General features: G+C 36.4%; 12 protein-coding genes. 4 read left to right on the forward strand and 8 right to left on the reverse strand.

Annotated features, from left to right (window positions below):
- Positions 1 to 30: 30 nt before the first annotated feature.
- Positions 31 to 921 (forward strand): MurR/RpiR family transcriptional regulator, encoded by an 891-nt coding sequence (locus IGJ23_RS09490; protein ID WP_207427140.1) that lies wholly within the window; start codon positions 31 to 33, stop codon positions 919 to 921.
- A gap of 132 nt (positions 922 to 1,053) precedes the next feature.
- On the opposite strand, the gene IGJ23_RS09495 is transcribed toward IGJ23_RS09490, so the two are convergent.
- The 4 genes from IGJ23_RS09495 to IGJ23_RS09510 all read right to left on the reverse strand — a co-directional run bounded on the left by IGJ23_RS09495 (position 1,054) and on the right by IGJ23_RS09510 (position 5,423).
- Complete coding sequence (locus tag IGJ23_RS09495) at positions 1,054 to 1,263, reverse strand: hypothetical protein (RefSeq protein WP_438774889.1); 210 nt, start codon at positions 1,261 to 1,263, stop codon at positions 1,054 to 1,056.
- A gap of 232 nt (positions 1,264 to 1,495) precedes the next feature.
- Complete coding sequence (locus tag IGJ23_RS09500; protein ID WP_010718540.1) at positions 1,496 to 3,274, reverse strand: ABC transporter ATP-binding protein; 1,779 nt, start codon at positions 3,272 to 3,274, stop codon at positions 1,496 to 1,498.
- Positions 3,264 to 5,024: an ABC transporter ATP-binding protein gene (locus IGJ23_RS09505; RefSeq protein ID WP_438774890.1), complete on the reverse strand. Its 1,761-nt coding sequence runs from the start codon at positions 5,022 to 5,024 to the stop codon at positions 3,264 to 3,266. The genes IGJ23_RS09500 and IGJ23_RS09505 overlap by 11 nt, the downstream gene beginning before the upstream one ends.
- 174 nt (positions 5,025 to 5,198) lie before the next feature.
- Positions 5,199 to 5,423, reverse strand: coding sequence for a YneF family protein (locus tag IGJ23_RS09510; protein ID WP_063627389.1), 225 nt, complete (start codon positions 5,421 to 5,423; stop codon positions 5,199 to 5,201).
- Between the two features lie 238 nt (positions 5,424 to 5,661).
- On the opposite strand from IGJ23_RS09510, the gene IGJ23_RS09515 reads away from it, so the two are divergent.
- Positions 5,662 to 7,239: an Nramp family divalent metal transporter gene (locus IGJ23_RS09515; protein ID WP_010718543.1), complete on the forward strand. Its 1,578-nt coding sequence runs from the start codon at positions 5,662 to 5,664 to the stop codon at positions 7,237 to 7,239.
- Between the two features lie 256 nt (positions 7,240 to 7,495).
- Here the strand turns inward: IGJ23_RS09515 and IGJ23_RS09520 are convergent, their stop codons facing one another.
- Complete coding sequence (locus IGJ23_RS09520; RefSeq protein ID WP_438774891.1) at positions 7,496 to 8,395, reverse strand: deoxyribonuclease IV; 900 nt, start codon at positions 8,393 to 8,395, stop codon at positions 7,496 to 7,498.
- Positions 8,396 to 8,687: 292 nt separating this feature from the next.
- Between IGJ23_RS09520 and IGJ23_RS09525 the strand changes: the two genes are divergently transcribed.
- The gene (locus tag IGJ23_RS09525) at positions 8,688 to 11,033 is read left to right on the forward strand and encodes a transglycosylase domain-containing protein (RefSeq protein WP_063627391.1); all 2,346 of its coding nucleotides are present in this window, start codon (positions 8,688 to 8,690) and stop codon (positions 11,031 to 11,033) included.
- 300 nt (positions 11,034 to 11,333) lie between these two features.
- Here IGJ23_RS09525 and IGJ23_RS09530 read toward each other — a convergent pair whose 3' ends face one another.
- The 3 genes from IGJ23_RS09530 to ccpA form a co-directional block, all read right to left on the reverse strand.
- Positions 11,334 to 13,505, reverse strand: coding sequence for a hypothetical protein (locus IGJ23_RS09530; RefSeq protein ID WP_438774892.1), 2,172 nt, complete (start codon positions 13,503 to 13,505; stop codon positions 11,334 to 11,336).
- 554 nt (positions 13,506 to 14,059) lie between these two features.
- Positions 14,060 to 16,462: a hypothetical protein gene (locus IGJ23_RS09535; protein WP_438774893.1), complete on the reverse strand. Its 2,403-nt coding sequence runs from the start codon at positions 16,460 to 16,462 to the stop codon at positions 14,060 to 14,062.
- A gap of 224 nt (positions 16,463 to 16,686) precedes the next feature.
- Positions 16,687 to 17,688 (reverse strand): catabolite control protein A, encoded by a 1,002-nt coding sequence (ccpA, locus tag IGJ23_RS09540; protein WP_010718548.1) that lies wholly within the window; start codon positions 17,686 to 17,688, stop codon positions 16,687 to 16,689.
- 207 nt (positions 17,689 to 17,895) lie between these two features.
- Here ccpA and IGJ23_RS09545 point away from each other — a divergent pair, with 207 nt between their 5' ends.
- Positions 17,896 to 18,999, forward strand: a complete 1,104-nt coding sequence (locus tag IGJ23_RS09545; protein WP_010737965.1) for a M24 family metallopeptidase — start codon at positions 17,896 to 17,898, stop codon at positions 18,997 to 18,999.
- Positions 19,000 to 19,119 lie beyond the last annotated feature (120 nt).

Here is a 19,119-nt window from a genome sequence, read left to right on the forward strand (position 1 = left end):
AAAATTAAAAACATGTAAAAGAGGATCGTCATGCTATTAAAAGAAAAACTAAAAAAAATTGCTTTTTCTCCCGCAGAAACAGAAGTGATCCATTTTATTCAAAGCCATGAACATCAACTCAAAGAAGCAACAATTCAACAAATTGCGAAGGCATGTTATGTCCATCCTTCTACGTTGATTCGGATTGCCAAAAAGGCTGGGTTCAAGGGTTGGGTCCACTTTAAGGAAGCTTTTTTGGCGGAAAACGAGTATTTGGAAGGAAATTTTCAAGAAGTTGATGCCAACCTCCCCTTTCTAGAAAACGATGGAATCATGTCTATTGCGAACAAAGTCGCTGCACTGGAACGAATGACGATTGAAGACACACTCTCATTGCTTCACCACGATGACTTACAACGAGCAAAACAGCTTTTATTGAAAGCAAAAAAAATCGTCCTTTTTTCTAGTAATTCGAATACTTTGATCTCGCAGGCTTTTATGTTGAAAATGAAGCGAATCAAACGAGACGTAACGATCGTGACGACTTCAGGCGAATCCTACTATGAAGCCTACAACTGTACGCCTGATACTTGTGCCATCTTAATTTCTTATACCGGCGAAAATAAAATGATGTTACGAACAGCCAAGATTTTGCAAGAAATCAATGTGCCGATTTTAACATTGACGAGTATTGGTGATTCCACTCTTTCTACTTTCAGCTCAGCAATCCTTCGTATCACTACCAGAGAACGATTGTATTCCAAAATCAGTAATTTTACGATCAATACTTCAATTTGTTACTTACTAGACGTACTATACAGCTGTATCTTTGCAGAGGAATATCAAAAAAACCTCAACCATTTAATCAAAATCGGACAAAAAGTAGACGATCGCCCAATCAGCTCCTCTATTATGGAAGAGCCTCCTGCAATTAAGGAATAAATTATCTTACACTTTTCAGCTTTTTATGCATTTTCTCTTTTCACCATCTAGCTTGTTAAGTTAGTCGTGTCCAAAAAGAAAAACCTAAAAAATTTACCATGACAACATGGATATTTTTTAGGGTTTATTTGCTTAAATTTCATGTTGTGTTTCGTGGCTTTTAGCAGTTTTATTGGAGTTAACTGGTAATTGCTTATCAGCGCCTTCTAGCCCACTTGCTCTTTTCTGATCAAATCTTGCTAACTGTTTTGATTCAGTTAGTGAGAGGTGTTTCATTTTGGCAATCACTGTTTTTTTAAGTTCTTCTACGGATAGAGTTGGAGAACCAATTTTGTCAGCCATTAAGCCTACCAAAACGGCTTTTTGTTTTTCATTAAGTTCTGGAAACTGATGAAATTTATCCGCTAATAAATGATCACTAAATAGTTATTTTATATCTGTTTTGTTTATTCCAAACGCTATTTTTCAAGGCACTCTACTTCTGATACTCAATAAAATTGTCTTTATTAAAAAAACAGAGAAAAAGAAGATGATTTCCTCTTTTTCTCTGTCTGATTACTTCTATTTGGAACAACTATTCACTTTGAAGTTTATACATATCAGCATACAGTCCTTCTTTTACTAGCAACTCCTGGTGGGTTCCTTGTTCAACGATTTTTCCTTTATCCAAGACAAGAATGAGTTCTGCATCTTTGATCGTTGATAAGCGGTGCGCAATCGCAATAGTGGTTCTTCCTTGACGCATCTTTGCTAATCCTTCTTGGATCAATCCTTCTGTCTCGGTATCAATATTGGCAGTTGCTTCATCTAAAACCAAGATTTTAGGATCAGTAACAATGGTTCGTGCGAATGTGATCAATTGTCGTTGCCCACTAGAATAACTTGCGCCTCGCTCAATCACTTTTGAATGATACCCGTTTGGTAATTCATTAATAAAGCGATCTGCTTGGACAAATTCAGCCGCTGCACGTATCTGTTCATCCGTGATCGCAGGGTCCATCATACGTATATTTCCTGCAATATCCCCATAGAATAAAAAAGCATCTTGGAGAACTAACCCCATTTTTTTACGAAGCTCAGCAATCGGATATTCTCGAATATCACACCCGTCAATTAAAATCTGCCCTTCATAAAATTCATAAAAACGCATCAAGACATTAATGATCGAACTTTTCCCACTGCCAGTATGACCGACTAATGCGACGGTTTCACCAGGATTGGCAACAAAAGAAATATTGTTCAACACTTTATTTTTTCCATCATAGGAAAAGCTGACATTACGAAATTCAATTTTCCCCTCAGTGATGGTTTTGTTTGCTCCTTCATGTTGCTGTGGTGCGTATTCTTCTGTGTCCATGATTTTTAAGATTCTGCTACCAGCGACGATTCCGTCAGTGAATATACTTAAGAAATCCATCATTTGGGACATCGGATTGAAGAACCCTTGGACATATGTGGTGAAAGCATAGATCAGTCCAACTTCCACTGGTGATTTTAAGGCATCTAAACCAAAAAGCGTCAGTGCCCAAGCAATGGCTAATGCATATAAAAAGCTGATAATCGGGCTCAATAACAGCGAATTGGTTTTGATCATAGCGTATCGTGTATTGAGATAATCCGTATTGACCGCTTCAAATTCGTTTGCTAACCGTTTTTCCTGCCGGAATTGCTGGATGATCCGCATCCCTGAAATGGATTCATTTAGTTTAGTATTCAACTGACTTAACTTTTCTCGCATATTACGATAAATCCGAGAACTAAATTTTTGATAATACCAGATCACGACTCCTAGAACAGGTAAAAAAAGCAACAGCCATAAAGCAATGCGTCCGTTGATTTGAAACATTGCAATAAAGGAGGAAACTACTGCGAAAATGCCTGTCAATACCATCAGAAAAACATACCAAAATTCAAAAAGCGTTTCGGTGTCATTCGTGACTCTTGAGACAGTCGAGCCGGCTGGTGTCTGGTCAAAATATCTCATTCCCAATGTATGCAATTTTTCAAATAATTTTATACGGATATATTGATAGGTTTTAAGCGAAGCATTGGAATACAAATACCATTGGAAAAACCAGATGATACTTTTGACGATGACCCCAAATAAATACAAGCCTGCAAAAAATAAAATCACTTGTGTCGTAGCAGATTGTTTGGCTAAATATTCATCCATAAAGGTTTGAATGATTCGAGGTAATAGGACATTGATTACTGACAATCCCAAAGCAAACAGGATGGCAATGATGAAAGTCGCTTTAAAGGGTTTAGCAAAATGCAACAAGCGTTTAATGATTTGCTTTTGCTCTCGCAATGGAATGGATTTTGACCATTCGGATTGATAGTTATCTTCCATCATTTTCTCCCCTTTCAATTTTGGCTTCTAACTGTTGTTTTTCCCACATTTGTTTGTACCAACCACCTAAAGCCAATAGCTCGGCGTGACGGCCACGTTCAACGATCTGTCCTTTGTCAATGACGATGATTTCATCAGCATGCATCACACTGCTTAGTCGATGAGCGGCAATGATCGTGGTTTTACTTTGACGAATTTCTTTTAAATTCCGCAAAATTCTTTCTTCTGTTTTAGCATCCACTGCCGACAACGCATCGTCAAGGATCAATAACTCTGGATTTTGGATCAATGCTCTGGCAATCGAGATCCGCTGTTTTTGTCCACCAGATAAGGAAACACCCCGCTCACCAACTAATGTTTCATACCCCTTCGGTAATTCTTTGATCTCTTGGTTGATTGATGCTAACGAAGCAGCAGCTTCCACTTCTTCGTTAGATAACTTAGGATCAGAAAAACGGATATTCTCACGAATCGTCATTGAAAACAAAAAATGATCTTGTGGCACATAGCCAATAGAATGTAAAAGAGCATCTAAGGAATATTCTTTGATCGAACGACCACCAAATTTGATTTGTCCTTGATAGTCATCATATTCACGCATCAGCAACTTCATGATCGTGGTTTTTCCAGCACCAGTTTTACCAACAATTCCTAATGTATCCCCTTCTTTAATTGCAAACTTGATTTGTTCCAAGGCGGGTAATTCTTCTTTGGGATAATGGAATTGCGCGATCTCTACATTTAATTCTCCTTTTGCGGGTGCCTTCACTGCACCAAGTTGTTCGACGATATGGGTCTTCTCATGTAAGAGTTCATTCACTCGGTCATAAGAAGCATTTCCTCTTTCCAGAACATTGAACAACCGACCAATAGCAAACATCGGCCAAACCAACATTCCAATGTAACTGATGAAGGAAACCATTTGTCCAATCGTGATCGTGCCATCTAGCACATATTTACCACCCAAGATGATCGTTAAAACATAAGATAACCCAATGATCAGCGTGATAAACGGATCAAACAAAGCATCTAAAAAGTTGACACGTTTATTCTTGGTGATTGCCTGTTCGATTTTTTCTTGAAAATCTGCCAGATCTTCCTGCTCTTGCCCAAAAGTTTTGATTACTTTAATCCCAGTAATACTTTCTTGCGTTTTGTCGTTGATACTGGAAAAAGCTTCTTGTGATTCTCGAAAAGCATCATGTAGTTTTGATCCTAATATCCTTGAAGTAACAGCTAATAGCGGCAAAGGGATCAAAGCAAGTAAAGTCAAGCGCCAGTCAATGAAAAGGATCATGGCAATGATTGTGGTTCCCCCAGTAATGACCGAATCAGCAAATGTCAAGATGCCTGCTCCTGCCACATTTTGAATCGCATTTAAATCATTGGTCGCATGTGCCATTAAGTCACCTGTACGATATTTTTGGTAAAACATACTATCCATACGAGTGAAATGGATAAACAAACGCTGACGTAATTCCTTCTCTAACCTCGCTGCACTTCCCCAAATATTCACCCGCCAAATGAAACGAAAGAGATACTGTAAAATGGCAGATCCGATTAATACAGCGATCCAAAAGACGATAAATCGCATGGAGAGATTCTTATCTGCAATCTCATCGATGATGATCCCGATTACTTTAGGCGGAACTAACTGAACCAAGGCAACACATAATAAAGAAAAAACGCCGATCACATAGTGCTTCTTTTCTTGTTTAAAAAACCAACCCAACTTCCTAAAAATAGACATATTTTTCCTCCTTTTTAACTCCCATCAACCTCTTTTTCTCTTGAAAATTTAGTCAGTGTTACTTATTTTTCTCACTAACTACACAACCTTGTTTTTAATCGCTTCCATAAATCCATCTAACAAAAAAAGCGAGCTGAAATCAATCAGCCCGCTATGATTTGTCCAATGAAAACCCTATTTTTTCCCTTGGTTTTTCATTTGTTGCATCATCTGACGAATTTTCTTTTCAGATGGTTTTTGCCCCATTGACATCATCATTGATCGTAACATGTCCTCATTAACGGGAGGATTTTTTTCTAAATAATCTTTCATATATTTACGCGCAAAAAAGAATCCACCGATTGCGCCGATTAATAAAGCAATAACTGCGATAAGTACGACTATTCCTGTTGTTACCATATAAATCTCTCCTTTCTATTTCCGAATTGCTCTCAATGACTTATTTTACTAAAGTTTTCCCAAAAAAGAAAGGCGTTTTCTTTAGTTTTGGCTAAAAAGTTTATTTTACTGCTTTCCTATAACTTCGCCAAATAGAAGCTTAGCCATATATTTTTTTTAGGCAAACCGAATAAATTGCTTTCAATTTTTTTGATGCAGGTGTAGAATGGTGTCGTGAAGAAAATGAGAGGTGATTTTTTTGAGTAATCAATTCCATAAACAAAAATTGATTGAACACACCAACGGCTTATCTTTAGCTGAAGTGAACGGAACAGTCAAAGTTCCTAAAGGGAAAAGTTTTTTTAAAACATTATTAGCTTATTCAGGTCCTGGCGCACTCGTTGCGGTAGGTTATATGGACCCAGGAAACTGGTCGACTTCTATTACAGGAGGTCAAAACTTTCAATATTTACTGATGTCAGTCATTCTTTTATCCAGCTTAGTCGCTATGCTCTTGCAATATATGGCAGCAAAACTAGGCATCGTTAGTCAAATGGATTTAGCCCAAGCCATCCGAGCCCGTACAAGTAAAACACTTGGTGTGATTTTGTGGGTGTTAACTGAATTGGCAATCATGGCAACCGATATTGCAGAAGTAATTGGGGCCGCCATTGCCCTTTATTTACTTTTTGATATTCCATTAGTAATTGCCGTATTTATTACTGTTTTTGATGTTTTTGTTTTATTGATGTTAACTAAGATTGGCTTTCGTAAAATTGAAGCGATCGTCGTTTGTTTGATCTTTGTCATTTTATTCGTTTTTGTCTACCAAGTGGCTTTGTCAAATCCCGACTGGAAACATTTATTTGCTGGCTTTGTTCCTAATAGCAAAACGTTTGCTGATTCACCGATGATTGGTGGTGAGACACCATTGACAGGTGCATTAGGAATCATTGGCGCAACTGTCATGCCTCATAATTTGTATCTCCATTCTGCAGTCTCACAAACGAGAGAAATCGATCGGAAAGACCCAACCGATATCGCTCGAGCTGTTCGTTTTACAACTTGGGATTCTAATATTCAATTAACTATGGCTTTTTTAGTCAATGCTTTACTTTTGATCATGGGCGTTGCAGTATTTAAAAATGGTTCTGTGCAAGACCCATCATTTTTTGGGCTTTACGAAGCATTGTCTAATCCTTCTGTTATGAGCAATGACGTATTGACCACTGTAGCAAAATCTGGCATTTTATCTACATTATTTGCTGTTGCCCTTTTAGCTTCTGGACAAAATTCTACGATTACTGGAACACTGACAGGACAAGTGATCATGGAAGGCTTTATCCACATGCGTATGCCGATTTGGTTACGTCGTTTGGTCACACGTCTCTTGTCTGTCATCCCTGTTTTACTCTGTGTCCTCTTTACCAGCACGAAAGGAACGATCGAAGAACATACTGCTTTGAATCATTTGATGAACGAATCTCAAGTATTCCTTGCATTTGCGCTTCCTTTTTCAATGATTCCATTATTGATGATGACAAATAGTGAAGTAGAGATGGGGAAACAATTTAAGAATAATCTATTCGTTAAATCTTTAGGCTGGATCTCCGTAATCAGTCTGACATTCTTGAATTTACGAGGATTACCTGGACAAATCGAAAGTTTCTTTGGTGATCAAGCAACTACCAATGAATTGATGTGGGCAGACAATGTGGCCTACTTGATTATCTTTGCTGTCTTAGCCTTATTGTGTTGGACGATCGTCGACTTGTATAAAGGGAACAAAAGATACGCAGAACGTTTGCAACAACTAACCGTTCAAGAAAATAACTAATAAAAAGTACCTGCTTCTATTGATGTGACTAAAAAAGATGAGACAGATGTGTCTGATTTTAAAAAATAAGCCAAAGAATCCCGAAATGGTTACTCAGGGAAATTCTTCGGCTTATTTTAATTCGTATAACTACATTCAACAGCTTTGATGTCCATTTGTTGAAATGTCTTCGTGAAGAGATAAATCACGTTTTTTTCTACTAATATCAGTAGATTTTGCACAAATCCTACAATCAAAACTTTAAGGTTTCATTTGTTTATTCATTCACTGCTGCTAATAATTCTGGGAAAGCTTCTGGATCAAAGTGTTTTTCTTTTAACATAGTAATTTCTTTTCCATATGGTGCATAGGCCGTTTTTTTCTCTTTCCCTACATAAGGGGTTTCTAAGATTTTGGCAATATCTGAAAACATCGGTTCATGTACGATTTCTTTCAGTGCATCAAAACCGATCGTCCCGAAACCAATATTAGCATGACGATCCTTATGTGACCCTTGAGGATTCTTCGAGTCATTGATGTGTAACACTTTCAATCGATCCAAGCCGATTACTTTATCAAATTCTGTCATGACACCTGAAAAATCATGACACACGTCATAGCCTGCATCGTTCGTGTGACAAGTATCAAATGTCACAGACAATTTTTCATTCAAAGTCACGCCATCAATGATCTGCGCTAATTCTTCAAATGTCCGACCGACTTCCGTCCCTTTACCAGCCATTGTCTCTAAAGCAATTTGTGCAGTCTGTTCTTTCGTCAAAACTTCATTCAATCCTTCAATGATTTTGGCAATACCTGCTGCGGCACCTGCACCGACATGGGCACCTGGATGTAAAGTGATCTGGGTTGCTCCTAAAGCCTCCGCTCGGACGATCTCTTCTCTTAAAAATTGAACCGCAAAAGGAAACATCTCCGGTTTAATCGTATTTCCCAAATTAATAATATAAGGTGCATGAACCACTATATCAGATAATCCATGTTCCTTCATATACGCTTTCCCCGCTTCGATATTCATATCTTCAATTGCTTTACGTCTAGTATTTTGCGGTGCTCCAGTATAAATCATAAAGGTTGAAGCACCGTAACTTGCAGCTTCTTCTGCTGCCCCTAATAGCATTTTTTTCCCACTCATGCTTACGTGTGACCCTAATAACATAAAATTCTTCCTCTCCATGAAAAGTGAATCAATGATCGAAATCCTTATCAAGCCATATTCCATTCATTGATAATCACTCTAAATAAGCTAATCTTTTTCTATTTTAACTGAACATATAGGGAAAGGAAAGTTTACGACTCGAAAACCGGTCTAGTGCTTTAAGTTTCTCGTTCACTCTATCATTCAGAAAAAGAAAGTTGAAATAATCCTTATAAAAATCACCATATCTGTTTTTTTGCTCCATTATTTGCTATAATTAGCGAAATAAAACTATTAGTTGAGGTGAACCCTTTTGCCACGTAAAGATACTCGGAAAAAGCAACATCGAAGGAAAAAGCAAAAATGGTTGGGATTAAACATCGCTTTTGGTGTCTTCCAATCACTGACTACTTTTATCGTCGTCCTTCTTCTGCTACTGGCAGCCCTTGGTGTTGGTATCGGAGCTGGTTATTTTGCCTATCTTGTTGAAGATACCGAAATACCATCCAAAGCAACCCTGCAATCAGAGCTTGGCAACATTACAGAAACATCTAAACTTGTTTATGCTGACAATTCTGAAATATCAAAGATCCAAACTGATTTAATGCGGACAGCCGTTCCTTCAGATCAAATTTCGCCTTTATTGAAAACTGCAATCATTAGTACTGAAGATGAGTATTTTGAGCGACATAACGGCTATGTACCAAAAGCTGTTTTGCGTGCTTTATTTTCTGAAGCAACTGGTATCGGTTCTTCCGGTGGTTCCACGTTGACTCAACAGTTAGTCAAACAACAAATCTTAACTGATGAAACAACATTCAAGCGAAAAGCAAATGAAATTTTATTAGCAGCACAAGTCGAGAAACACTTTTCCAAGAATGAAATTATTTCTATGTATCTAAATGTTTCTCCATTTGGTCGAAACAATAAAGGACAAAATATCGCTGGTGTACAAGAAGCAGCGAAAGGAATCTTTGGTGTTAATGCCAAAGATGTCAACTTACCACAAGCTGCCTTTATCGCAGGTTTGCCACAAAGTCCGATCACTTATAGTCCTTATACAAATACTGGGAGTTTAAAAGAAGACCTTTCAGCAGGATTGAATCGAAAAGATGTGGTTCTATTCAGCATGTATCGTGAAAATAAAATCACAAAACAGCAATATGAAGAAGCGAAAGCTTATGATCTCACGAAAGATTTCTTACCACAACAGATTGCTGAACAAAGTGATCGTGAGTTTCTATATTATACCGTTATGGGTGAAGCCACAGAGATCATCACTAAACAATTAGCTGAAAAAGATGATGCAGATTTATCTGATAGTTCAGTCTATGATGCCTACTATCAAAAAGCACAACAAACGATCCAAAACAAAGGTTATACGATCCATTCAACGATCGATAAAAATGTTTATGCGGCAATGCAAGAAGCAGCAAAAAGTTATGGTCATCTATTAGACGATGGCAAAGCCACACAAGTTGAGACAGGAAATGTCTTGATGGATAATAAAACTGGTCGTATCTATGGTTTTGTTGGTGGTAGAAATTATCTACAAAACCAAAATAATCATGCTTTTGACACCCAAAGACAAGCTGGGTCTTCGATTAAACCAGTACTCGTGTATGGTCCAGCCATCGATATGGGGCTCGTAGGATCAGAATCACGTGTTTCTGATTACGCAACTACCTGGCAAGAAGGAAGTAACGCAGGAGAAAAAATCGTCAATGCAACGAATGAAGGTTCTAATACCTTCCAAACGATTCGAGAGTCTTTGGAATGGTCTAACAATATCCCTGCCTATCATTTATATCAGGATGTTTTAGAAAATGGTGGTTCTAAACAATATGCTTATGAAAATTACTTGGCAAAAATGAATTATCCAACCAACGATAATTGGGGCGTTGAGTCTGCACCTTTGGGAACCGTTGATGTAACGACTTTGGAACAAACCAATGGCTTCCAAGCTTTAGCTAATGGCGGGGTCTATCAAGAAGGTTATTTGATTGATTCAATTACTGATAACTCAGGAAAAGTCATCTACAAACATGAGGAAAAACCTGTAAGAGTGTATTCTGAAGCTACAGCATCAATTATGAATGATATGATGCGTAGTGTAATCACTGCGAAAATCACGACACCTTTTAAAGATGATATTACTGCTTTAAATCATGAACTGGGACAAGCGGATTGGATCGGCAAAACAGGTTCAACAAATGACTACCGTGATTCTTGGCTGATTGTTTCAACGCCATCTATTACGATCAGTAGTTGGGCAGGTCACGATGACAACACTGGAATGGACTCAAGAGCCCGATTACGTTCTTCTAGCTATTTAGCCAATCTCATTAATCAAGTATACCAAGCAAATCCAGCGATGTTCGGGACAAAGGATAAATTTGAATTATCTTCTGATGTCTCCAAGAAAAAAGTAGCATCCTTTACAGGACAACTTCCTGGTAAAGTTACTGTTGATAAGAAAACCATCGAAACACCAAGTCAGACAGTTGAATCGCTTTGGGCAAAAAATGGTCCAAAAAAATCAACATTCAAGTTTGGTGTCGGTGGAACGGATGAAAACTATAAAAACTATTGGGGAACTGCTTCATCCTTTGCTCGAGCGCATCCAGCAAAAAAAGAAAATGATAAAGAAAAAGAATAACTCAGACTTTGTCAAATAATATTGATGAAACGTACCAACATTATTTGACAAAGGACCTAAAAAAACAGTCGCCAATTATGGCGACTGTTTTTATCTTGTTAATTTTTCAGTAGCGCCCGTACGCTTTTTTTCTTGCTGTTTGACTAAGTTCATTGCTTTATTCCTTTTTTGATCCACTGTTTGCTGTTGATGAGTATTTTTATCTGTAGTCGGTGAATATTTAGAATGATTTAGATCATTGGTAGCAGGTTTGCTTTTTTCTTTTTCATATGTGACTGGTTCCCATACCCCAATTTCAAATCACAGCGGGTTCGTTTCACTTGATTTCTTTAGGTTATCTGACTGTTGGTCATTTCCATTGATATTCATCGAGGGTTCAGCTTTTTCTAAATATAGGCTGGTTCCTTCTTTGAATTTAGGAGCAGTCAAGTTTTTAAAGGTGCTAGGGTTAAAACTATTTAGATCATTGGTAGCAGGTTTGCTTTTTTCTTTTTCATGTATGACTGGTTCCCATACCCCAATTTCAAACCACAGCGGGTTCGTTTCACTTGATTTCTTTAGGTTATCTGACTGTTGGTCATTTCCATTGATATTCATCGAGGGTTCAGCTTTTTCTAAATATAGGCTGGTTCCTTCTTTGAATTTAGGAGCAGTCAAGTTTTTAAAGGTGCTAGGGTTAAAACTATTTAGATCATTGGTAGCAGGTTTGCTTTTTTCTTTTTCATGTATGACTGGTTCCCATACCCCAATTTCAAACCACAGCGGGTTCGTTTCACTTGATTTCTTTAGGTTATCTGACTGTTGGTCATTTCCATCGATATTCATCGAGGGCTCAGCTTTTTCTAAAGGTAGGCTTGCATCATCTTTGTCTTTTCCTTTAAAGTCACCTGATTGCTGGTTATCCCCTTCTTTGACAGTCATCACTTGCTTACTTTCGATTTCCCTACAATAATCGCTATTGTTTTCTCTATTTGGCTCTTCAGGACTTTGCATTTTACTTTCATCTTTATTCCAATTGGTTCTTTCACTACTGCTAGTTTGTACTTCTATCCATACTTGTGGGTCATGCTGTTTTTGTTTCTCTTCTTCCAAACGTATGCTGTCAACCCTTTTTTGATTACGTTCCTTTGAAGCTTCACGTCTTTTTCTCCATTTGTTGACAGGATCTAATAACTCAATAGATTGATTGTTTTGAAATTGGATGACTGTATCATTTTCCATGCTTTTTTTCAAAATATCGTTAAAATTGTCTCTAAACCGTCCATATATTTGACTTACTTTCCTACTAATGCTAACTAAAATAGCATCGATTTTACTGTCAGACAATTCACTTTTTTTCAAAGTAGAAAGATATTCAAAAGAATAACTCTCCGTATGTAAACCTATATGTTTTGCTAAGATATAACCAATCGCTTCTGATTTAAAATATTCTAATTGGTCTGGATAATCGGTACTAGTCCCTCTTGTCTTATGTATGGCTGAACGCATAAAGTTACTCAATGTTTGTTTATCATTCATCCCTGACTTAATCTCGATTGGCATACTTTTAAATTGGTTAATACTTTGGAACAAAATTTGGTAGAGAAATGAATCAACTGTTTGATCCCCTACATAGTATGCTGGTCTGGGTATTTCTTGCTTTTCCGCTAATTCACTAACATCGAAAACCTGTACTAGAAAAGAGGCTGTTAGATTACTTTTTGTTTCTTTGTCGAAACGTACTTCTGTATGGTCTCTATAAAGTGCGTCTGGACCCAGTTTTAATTTTTTTTCTAGCTTCTTCCATTCCCGAGCCTCGAGAGCTAATTGGACATCTGGTTTTTGGGCGATCAGGTTTTGGGTTATTTTTGAGTGTTGCCAAGGAAGATGCGCTGTAACAGATAAAAACTTAATAAAATTATCCTCTTCTAGAAAAGTTGAAAGTTGTTTTTTTCGATACGTTTCAATCCCTTCCCTATCCCCCCGTTTATTCAAGCTTTGTATACTTTTATCGTCTATTCCCTCATTAAACCTAAGATTTAGTATATATTCAACTCCTTCTGGAAATAAGTCAATTGAGTTAACCAACTTATTACCACGTTCATTAATATGATGTGCCATACTTACAAAATAATAAAATTTTTCTATGATCTTTTCTTTATTTTCTTCTATAAACGGACGATATAATTCCATTCCCGGATCCTTAGTTACTATTACCAGTGAAGAATCAAGATACAAGGAATGATTAAAAACAAAACCTGGAGTACAGCGACGATTGTTCTTGTACTTCTCTTCCATTACTGGCAATGGATATACAAACTCTGTAAAAATTTTCTCTGTAAAAGATTTAATAGGAATATACCAATTTCTCCTATTTCTTTCCAATGCAAGATATGTCCTATTTAAATTTTCTAATGTTATTTCTTTGTACTTTGAAGTTTTTAACTCATCGTAAACATCAGGAAGCAGTTTCACAAAATAAATATCTGACATTTATAACTTCTCCTTACAATTTAGATTTTCTCTTCTGATAGAGATTCCATTTCATTATACGGAATAAAAAGCTAAAATTTGTCCAAGTTTTTACAAAAAAAATAAATAGTTGTTCTTGTTAACTAGCTAAAAGCTTCAACGAATGTTTACTTATTTCAATCACTAAATCTTTTTTAGAAGTTAAAACGAGAGTGGGACAATAGTTCTTTCTCAATCGTTGGCGATTTGGAAATTATAACCTGGTTTGCGCTGTCCATTTCGCATATAACCGTCTTTCATCCACATAAAGGTGGTAACAGTTAATGTTCTACATTTCGTGGTAAAGTTGTTTGGCTGATGGTATAATTTTTAAACATAAAGCACACTCCTTTGATTTTTGTTTAAGCACTTTAATCATACAAGGTTGTGCTTTTTATGTACCTTAAAATCAAAAAAATGGGGAAATAATCAGATTTTTTTCTGACTATTGTCCCACTCTCGTTTTTATCTTGTTATGGTTTTAAAGGAGCTTTTTTATCTTGTCAATGTTCTACGCCCGGATACTCCATTTTTTTCTACCGATTATTTTTAGTTGCCTTTTCCTGAGCTATCCTTTGCCGTTGCGGACTGTTTTTATCTGTAGTAAATGAACTTAGTCTGTTAGTATCTACTTTTTCTAAAGTGCTTTTGTTGCTTTTTTTACTTCCTTTTCTTGTAACTGTTTCCCAAGTCATTTCTTCCGGCTCACTTTGATCCGCTTGATGATCTGTCTGCTGATCTTTTCCATTAATAGTCGTCGAAAGTTTAGATTCAGTTCGGTTGGTATCCTCAGCTTTTTTCAAAGATAGGCTTTCACCTTCTTTGGCTTTCATGTTAAACAAGCTTGCAAAGGTTTTAAGGGTAGAAGATTCTTGATGCTCTGTCTGCGGGTTAATTCTATTAATAGTCGTCGAATGTTCAGATTCATTTCGATTGGTATCCTCAGCTTTACTCAAAGGTAGACTTGCACCTTCTTTGGCTTTAAGGATAATCGATCCTTCAAAAGTTCTAAGTTTAGAACTCTTTAAATCATTGGTAACAACATTTTCTGAAGTACTTGTATTACTTCCTTTACTTGTGTCTTTTTCCAAAGTTCCTTTCTCAAACCATTGTTGATTCGCTTCTCTGTATTTCTCTAGATTATCTAGCTGATTGTTTCTTTCTGTGCTTGAGTTCTCTTTCCAAGATCTCTCTTTAACTTCTTGTTGCTTAGTACCATTTGATCCTTTAATATGAACTGTCTGTTGCTCATTTCCCTTAATATCCATCGAGAGTTCAGTTTTTTTTATGCTGGCACCCTCAGTTTTTTCCAAAGATATTTTGACTTCAGGTCTAATCAATCCTTTAGAGTCGCCTGATAGCTGGTGGTTCCCTTCTTTGACTTTCCTCACGTGTTTACTTTCGATTTCCCACCAATACTCACTATTATTTTCGCTATTTTGCCCTTCAGAATTTTGTGTTTTACTCTCATATATATTCGGATGGATTCTTTTACTCTTTTTAGTTTTAACTTCTGTCCAAGTTTGTGGATCACGCTGCTGTTTTTCTCCTACTTTCAAACGTTTGTCGCTAAACTTTTTTTTACTATTTTCAATCAAAGCTTCACGTCTTTTTTTCCCTTTATTGACGGGGTCTAATATCTCTATAGATTGATTATTTTTAAGTTGGGTAACTTTATTCTTTTCGTTACTTTTATTCAAAATAATATTAAATTTTTCTATAAAGTCATTATATGTTTTATTTACTTCTGAACTAATGCTCTCTAAAATATTATCTATTGTAGTTTCAGACAATTTATTCTGCCTCAAAGTAGAAAGATATTCAAAAGAATAACTCTCCGTAGATAATCCTAAATGTTTTGCTAAGGTATAACCGACCGCTTCTGATTTAAAATATTCTAAATGGTCTTGATCACCGATACTAGTCCATCTTCTCTTATGTATGGCTGAACGCAATAAGATACTCAATTTTTCTTTATCATTCATTCCCGATTGTATCTCGATTGACCTACTTGTAAGTCCTCTGATACTTTGGAATAAAATTTTATAGAGAAATGAATCAACTGTTTGATCTCCTACGTAGTAAGCAGGTCTAGGTATTTCTTGATTTTCCTTTAATTCACTAACATCAAAAACCTGTACTTGAAAATAATCTGTTGGTTTAGAGTTTGTTTTTTTTTTGAAAACTTCTCCTGTATATGCTCTAAGGAGGGATTCCGGACACAGATTTAGTTTTTTTTCAAGTTTCTTCCATTCCCAAGCCTGAAGAGCCAATTGGACGTCTGGTTTTTGGGCGATCAAGATTTGGATTATGCTTGAATCTTGCCAAGGAAGATGAGATTTAACAGATAAAAACTTAATAAAATAATCTTCTTCTAGAAAATTTGGAAGTTGTTTTTCTCGATATGCTTCAATCCCTTTTATATCACCTCGTTTGCTCAAATTTTGTATACTTTTATCACTTATTCCCTCATTAAACTTAAGATTGCATATTTCCTCTATTTCTTTTAGAAATAATTCAAGCGTTCCGGTCTTCTTATCGTATACACAATGATTATAATATCCTCTTAGATAATGATAAAAAGCGTCCTTAATTTTTTCCAAATTTTTTTCTATAAACGGTAGGTATAAATCAGCTATCTCTTCACTTTTTATCTTTACTTCTATTACATCTGAAGAGGAAAGATTTAAGGACTGATAGAAAACTAATCCCGGAGAAACAAGATGAGGGTCCTCCTCCAATATTGGCAAAAAAAATACAGAATCTGGATGTTTTGTACTTGTATGAGCTTTAAAAGGAATATACCAATTTCTTTCATTTTGTTCGAACGCAAGATACATTCTTGTTTCTTTATTTAATATCCTATTTTTAGTTTCCTTTGAAGTTATTAAATCATTGTAAACTTCAGGGCGTAGTTTTACAAAATAAAAATCTGACATATACAGTAACTCCTGGCATTTTAGATTTTCTCTTCTGATAGAGATTCCATTTCATTATACGGAATAAAAAGCTAAAATTTGTCCAAATTTTTACAAAAAAATAAATAGTTGTTCTTGTTAACTAGCTAAAAGCTTCAACGAATGTTTACTTATTTCAATCACTGAATCTTTTTAGAGGTTAAAAACACTCCACTAGCATCATCTAGTGGAGTGTTAATCACTTATTATTTCGTCGATCCTTTTTCTTCAATTCCATAAGGTAAGATAATTGTTTTTTCTTCAACTTCTTCTTTATTCATCATTTTTGTTAATAGACGCATTGAAACGGCACCTAAATCATACAATGGTTGTGTGATACTTGTTAGGCGTGGACGTGCAACTTCTGTTAACAATGAGTTATTACTTGTAATAATCTCAAATTCTTCTGGTACTTTCACACCCTTATCTAAAAGACCATCTAAAATACCGATAGCTAATTCATCATCTGAAACATAAACAGCTGTTGCGCCACTGTTATGAATGCGATCAACTAGGGTTAATCCGTCTTTAAAGTTATACTCTGCTTCAAAGATCAAACCTTCGCTGTAAGGTAAATTATTTTCTTTAAGTGCTTCTTTATATCCTTTCAAGCGATTTTGACCATTGATTGGATCAATCAATGCCCCACTGACAAAGGCAATTTTTTTATTGCCATTCTTAGCTAATTTATTGACAGCATCCTTAGTTGCTGAAGTGTAATCGATATTCACACTTCCAACTTGTTCATCAGGGTCAATTGAGCCAGCCAATACTACAGGAGTCTTAGATCGAGAAAACTCACCACGGATTTCATCAGTGATATGATGTCCCATGAAGATCACGCCATCTACTTGTTTTGCTAGCAAGTTATTTAATACATTCACTTCTTTTTGATCATTGCCGTCTGAATTTGCTAAAATGATGTTGTATTTGTACATTGTAGCAACATCATCGATCCCACGTGCTAAAGAAGCAAAAAACATATTGCTGACATCTGGAATGATTACCCCTACTGTCGTTGTCTTCTTACTTGCTAGCCCACGTGCAACAGCATTCGGACGATAGTCCAATCGATCAATGACTTCTAATACTTTTTTTCTAGTCGCAGGTTTGACATTCGGATTCCCGTTAACGACACGTGAAACAGTAGCCATCGAAACATTTGCCTCTCTCGCTACATCATAAATAGTAATTGTTTGCTTTTCCATTCTTGCTCTCCTGTTCATTTTTATATGTTTTCTGAAAATACGCTTTACATTTCTAAAACAGGATAACAAATAATACTCAAAATTGCAACCGTTTTACTACCGCTTTCATGAAAATAATTCATTTTTTCACTTTTATACGTTGGTCTTTGAAACATTAAGTGGTACAATTATCTAATAATTCAATAAATTAGAAAGAAGGATGCCAAAATGAATAACGTAAAAATCAACGAATTACGTAAATGGATGGCTCAAAATCAAGTGGATCTTGCCTATATTAGTGATCCAGGACACATCGCTTATTTTTCAGGATACGAAAGTGAACCCCATGAACGTGTCTTAGCACTATTTATCCCACTTGAACAGGATCCTTTTTTATTCACTCCGGCTTTAGAAGTTGAAGATGCACAAAACAGTGCATGGTCTTTTGATGTTCGTGGCTATTTAGACAGCGAAAATCCTTGGGAAATCATTGGGAAAGAAATTCGTCACCGTTATGGTCAGCCTGGAAATATCGGAATCGAAAAAAATGCGTTAACCGTTGATCGTTTCGATGCCATTTCAGATGTTCTAACTGGTTCTGACAACTTTACTGATTTAACAGCAATCATTCAACGTCTCCAATTAATCAAAACACTGGAAGAAAAAGACCAATTACTTGCTGCTGGTAAATGGGCAGATGTTGCCTTTGAAATCGGCTTTAAGGCAGTAAAAGAAGGTGTTACTGAGCAAGCAATCATTGCAGAAATCGAATACCAACTAAAAAAACAAGGTGTTTCGCAAATGTCGTTTGACACGCTTGTTTTAGCTGGTAAAAACGCAGCAAGCCCCCACGGTGCTCCAGGCAGCACAAAAATTTCGCCTAATGAACTTGTTTTGTTTGATTTAGGTGTTGTTTGGGATGGTTATTGCAGCGATGCTACTCGAACTGTAGCCTATAAAAAACCAACTGAATTTCAGGAAAAAATTTATCAAATCACACTTGAGGCACAATTAGCTGCCCAAGCAGCTGTACGTCCCGGCGTAACGGCTGCCGAACTAGATCAAATTGCAAGAAATGTAATCAATAGCTATGGCTATGGCGAATACTTCAATCATCGTCTAGGTCACGGAATCGGAACCACTGTCCATGAATTTCCTTCCCTTGTAGCAGGTAATGATTTAGTCATCGAAGAAGGCATGTGCTTCTCCCTTGAACCAGGAATCTATATCCCTGATCAAGTAGGTGTTCGAATCGAAGACTGTGTCTATGTGACAAAAGACGGCTGTATTCCATTTACAACTACGCCAAAAGAATTATTGGTTATTGAGTAAGGTCGTGAAAGAAGCGGTTAACTCCGAACGAATAAGCGATGATTTTTTAAAATAGCTTCTCATATTTTAGAAAATTATCGTTTATTGTTAAGGAGTTGCTTCTTGAACGCCGTTTATCAC

The sequence above is a fragment of the Enterococcus sp. DIV1682a genome (genome assembly GCF_051711005.1).
GTDB classification, from domain to species: domain Bacteria; phylum Bacillota; class Bacilli; order Lactobacillales; family Enterococcaceae; genus Enterococcus_B; species Enterococcus_B hirae.

What these genes read in the sequence shown, in the direction of transcription:
- IGJ23_RS09530 (WP_438774892.1), bottom strand. Translation starts at nt 13,505, where the DNA reads ATGTCAGATATTTATTTTGTGAAACTGCTTCCTGATGTTTACGATGAG.
- IGJ23_RS09505 (WP_438774890.1), bottom strand. Translation starts at nt 5,024, where the DNA reads ATGTCTATTTTTAGGAAGTTGGGTTGGTTTTTTAAACAAGAAAAGAAG.
- IGJ23_RS09495 (WP_438774889.1), bottom strand. Translation starts at nt 1,263, where the DNA reads ATGGCTGACAAAATTGGTTCTCCAACTCTATCCGTAGAAGAACTTAAA.
- IGJ23_RS09535 (WP_438774893.1), bottom strand. Translation starts at nt 16,462, where the DNA reads ATGTCAGATTTTTATTTTGTAAAACTACGCCCTGAAGTTTACAATGAT.
- IGJ23_RS09500 (WP_010718540.1), bottom strand. Translation starts at nt 3,274, where the DNA reads ATGGAAGATAACTATCAATCCGAATGGTCAAAATCCATTCCATTGCGA.
- ccpA (WP_010718548.1), bottom strand. Translation starts at nt 17,688, where the DNA reads ATGGAAAAGCAAACAATTACTATTTATGATGTAGCGAGAGAGGCAAAT.
- IGJ23_RS09510 (WP_063627389.1), bottom strand. Translation starts at nt 5,423, where the DNA reads ATGGTAACAACAGGAATAGTCGTACTTATCGCAGTTATTGCTTTATTA.
- IGJ23_RS09520 (WP_438774891.1), bottom strand. Translation starts at nt 8,395, where the DNA reads ATGTTATTAGGGTCACACGTAAGCATGAGTGGGAAAAAAATGCTATTA.
- IGJ23_RS09545 (WP_010737965.1), top strand. Translation starts at nt 17,896, where the DNA reads ATGAATAACGTAAAAATCAACGAATTACGTAAATGGATGGCTCAAAAT.
- IGJ23_RS09490 (WP_207427140.1), top strand. Translation starts at nt 31, where the DNA reads ATGCTATTAAAAGAAAAACTAAAAAAAATTGCTTTTTCTCCCGCAGAA.